Raw genomic sequence first — 3,722 nt, 5'->3', positions numbered from 1 at the left:
GGCACCTGAAACGAAAGGATGTCTTGCGGGCCCAAAAAGACGGTGAAACACAGGCGCACCTGTGAGTAATTACCCCAGTCCTGTCCAAAATGGACTGCAACGAGAAAAACCGGAGCCACAACAACGTGGTCCGGTTTTCCAGGAGAAAAGAGAGAAGAGATAAAGCATAAATTATTATGCAAATACCATGCCGCTAAGCATGTAATTATTTATATGTTTATAATCAGCAAGATACATGAATAGTGGTTCTAAAAAGCTGGGCCGAAACCAGCCAGGAATACAAGTTTTTGAACTACCGCCATACAATTATTCAAGTAATTTCACTATTGTCACAAAAACAACAGGATAAGAGTCTAATTTTTTTAACCTCACCTAAAACACAGTCCCTCTCCGGATTATTTTGCAAAAACAATGGTCCGTGTACGAATAACATCTTTATTTTCAGCAAGTTCCTTTACAATATCACCGGGAATTCCAGATTCAACATCAATAATATTGTATCCCACTGTGCCATTGGACTGATTCAGGTAACTTGCAATATTAAGCGAATATTTCCCAAAAATATTGGAAATCAAAGCAATCATTCCCGGCACATCCCTGTTGATTACTATCAACCGGGAATGAATATCATCCGACGGAGTTGATTCAATTGTCGGAAAATTAACGCTGTGAGCTACATTACCGTATCTCAGGTATGCTGAAAGTTCCCTGACAGCCATCGTCGCACAGTTCTCTTCAGACTCTGATGTGGATGCTCCAAGATGGGGAGTCATCAGAATCCTGGGATGACCGATAATTGCCGGTGTCGGGAAATCACAGAGATATGCCTCAAGAATGCCACTGTCCAGTGCTTCCAGAATGGCAGTCTCGTCCACGATGGGCCCCCTCGCATAGTTTATGAGAACTGCACCTTTTTTCATTCTTGACAGAAATTCACTGTTAACAAAATTCCTTGTCTTGTCATTCAAGGGAAGGTGAAGACTCACCACATCGGCATTTTCAACTGCCGCAGTAAGGGATCTGCAGAGACGCACCTCCGGAGATAGTTGATGGATATTTGCCAGGGCCGGGGCCGGATCAAAACCGTTGACCACCATATGACGATGAACACCACCGTTGGCCAACCTGACACCAATCTGACCAAGGCCCACAACTCCCAGAGTTTTTCCGGCAATCTCCACCCCTCGGAAAGCTGCTTTTCGGGCTTCCACCTCAGCATTGACCTTGTCGGGGTCCATTGCCGCCAATGATTTACAGAACTCAATGCCTTTGAAAATATTTCTTTTCCAGACACCAATCATCGGAAAAACCAGATCAACAACCGCATTGGCATTGGCTCCGGGAGTATTGAAAACACAGATGCCTTTTTCCGTTGCTCTTTCCACGTTGATATTATTGGTTCCCGCTCCCGCCCGGGCAACTGCCAGAAGTGCGGGATAATCATCCACATTCAACGGAGAACTTCGCAGTACAATACCATCCGGAGACTGCTCATCTTCCGACACATGAAAATTGTCAGAGAACAGCCGAAGTCCTTCTTCCGCAATAGAGTTTATTTTTTTTATTCTAAAATATGACATTGATTTCTTTCCTTAAATAGATCTCCTGACCATCTGGAGGGCTCCCTGGAGTTATTTCCCCTGTCAGCAGTTAAGTCAGGTTCAATATTTTATTCAGTTTATAGAGGTTGTTTTCACGTTCTGGAAGAATACAGATACAACCAGGCCTGCCCTCTATCGGAAACCCAATTTCCCTCAGACTCTCCTCACTCACAGGAAGGAAATAGCTTTTCCTGAAAAAATAGTTCCGGCTTCCCTTTGTATAGATTCCTTCCATCTCTTCTGGAAGGATTTTATATAACCTCCCTTTCAGTTCCCGCGGCCGTTCCCTCTTTTGACCGATCTCCAGACAATCCGGCAAAAACCTGTGACCACACCTGAGCCAGTCCAGACGGAGCAGGTCACGGATCAGCCCCCTGTCCCGCCTGCCGCTGATCACATTGTCTATAACTCCGGCCATCAGTTCATGGGTTGGTGCAAGCTGAAAAAAACCCATTTCAAGACAGCATGTCAATAATTCAGAGAAAAAGGCAAAAATATCTTCATCGCATTTTCTCAGGTAACGCCAGAAGGAAACAAAATAGCGATTGTTCATGAATTTTTCAACACATTCCGAAAACCAGTACAGTTCACTAAGACAATCATGATCCATCCAGGCGTTTGCCATCACTGAGTAAGGCGGTTCACTGGTCCAGATATAGCCGTAAACATCCCGTGACCTGAAAACAGGTGTGCCGGGCAATATTTTCAAAAGTCCCATCTGAATATAGTGGGCGCCCATGGCAAAGACGTCCCTGAAAGAGGCTGCAAAAGTTTCCCTCGTTTCATAAGGCAGGCCCAGAATCAGATCCACATGGAGATGAATATTTCCAAGCTCGGCCAGCCTGGAAACCGTCCCGTGAACCCTGCTGTAATCAATTCTCCTATTGACTGCGGCAAGGGTAGGTTCATGGGTGGACTGGATACCGACTTCAAACTGGAAACGACCACATTCAAGAGTTTCCAGAAAATCAAACATCTCTTCGGTGAAACGGTCCGGAGCCATCTCGAAATGAAAGAGACAATCAGACTGCTGAGCCATGAGAAATTCCCATATTTCAAGGGCTCTTTCCGGAACATCATTAAACGTTCTGTCGATAAAACGAATAATTTTAGGACGATGCTTAAGAATAGCCTGTAATTCCTTTTTCACTCCGGCAAGAGGTTTATGACGCAATCCTTTTTCAGCCGAGGAGAGACAGTAAGTACAGGCAAACGGACATCCTCTCGAACTCTCATAATAAACATGTCTGTTCTTCAGGTGTGAAGAAAAATCTTCATCCCTGTAGGGAGAGGAAAAATCTATCGCTTTTTTAAGGGAAGAAGCAGTCCCGTAACAATCCCCCGGGGAACCGGAAAGCAGATCGCTGTAAAATTCATCTTCGACCGCTTCAATTTCTCCAAGAACAATTGAACAACTGTTCCTGGGCAGTTTATCACCGAGCACTGCAGCCTGCGGGCCACCGATAACAATGGAACAACCCGGCAATGAGTGATTCAAATCAATGACAAGCCTTTCAATGAGAGTAGAATTCCAGATAACCGCGGAAAAAAAGATATAACGGGGATTATCCACAGTCAGCCGGAGAAGCATCTCATAGTAATTGTCATTGATGGTGAACTGCAGAATCCGGCTCAAGAAAGCCGGGCACTTCTTTTCAAGCATGCTGCGGACATAAAAAAGGGCCAGACAGGAATGGGTGAAACGCCCGTTTATTCCTACTATTTTAACCAGATATTGCGACATATTTCCCATTAGCGGACAAAAAATATTCTGATCACGTATAAAACTCAGCATGATAAAGCAGGCACATCCACAATTCGGCTGAGTTTCATGGGTAATCAGGAAAAATATCAATTTACACCCGACACTGTTTACCATGGAACTCTTCACAGGACAGCAACTATATGATTTTATGACCTGTGAGTTATAATTGCCCACCTGACGCAGATTCTTACAGGCTCTTTTGTTCGTTATAGCTGCCTGTACGGACAAAAGAGACCGTGAAAAACTGGGGTATTTGCGGGCAATTACTTTACCATTACCGATTCAGGTACTACAATATCAGGAATATTTGATCAATTACAAATCAAATTCTTCTAAATAACAAAAGTTATTTTTAA

2 protein-coding genes are annotated in these 3,722 nt (G+C 44.1%); both read right to left on the bottom strand.

Translation table 11 applies throughout. From position 1 onward, the window contains the following. Positions 1 to 395 precede the first annotated feature (395 nt). Positions 396 to 1,580 carry a 3-phosphoglycerate dehydrogenase family protein gene (locus ACXLDX_RS02750; protein ID WP_457575663.1) on the bottom strand — a complete coding sequence of 395 codons (1,185 nt, stop codon included), beginning with the start codon at positions 1,578 to 1,580 and terminating at the stop codon, positions 396 to 398. A 70-nt stretch (positions 1,581 to 1,650) separates the two neighbouring features. Then, entirely contained in the window at positions 1,651 to 3,345 is a 1,695-nt protein-coding gene (locus ACXLDX_RS02745) for a B12-binding domain-containing radical SAM protein (RefSeq protein ID WP_457575662.1), read from the bottom strand. Positions 3,346 to 3,722 lie beyond the last annotated feature (377 nt).

This window comes from Desulfomarina sp. (assembly GCF_054039375.1).
Note: the sequence above shows the minus strand (reverse complement) of the source record. Positions and strands in the feature narration are given on the sequence as shown.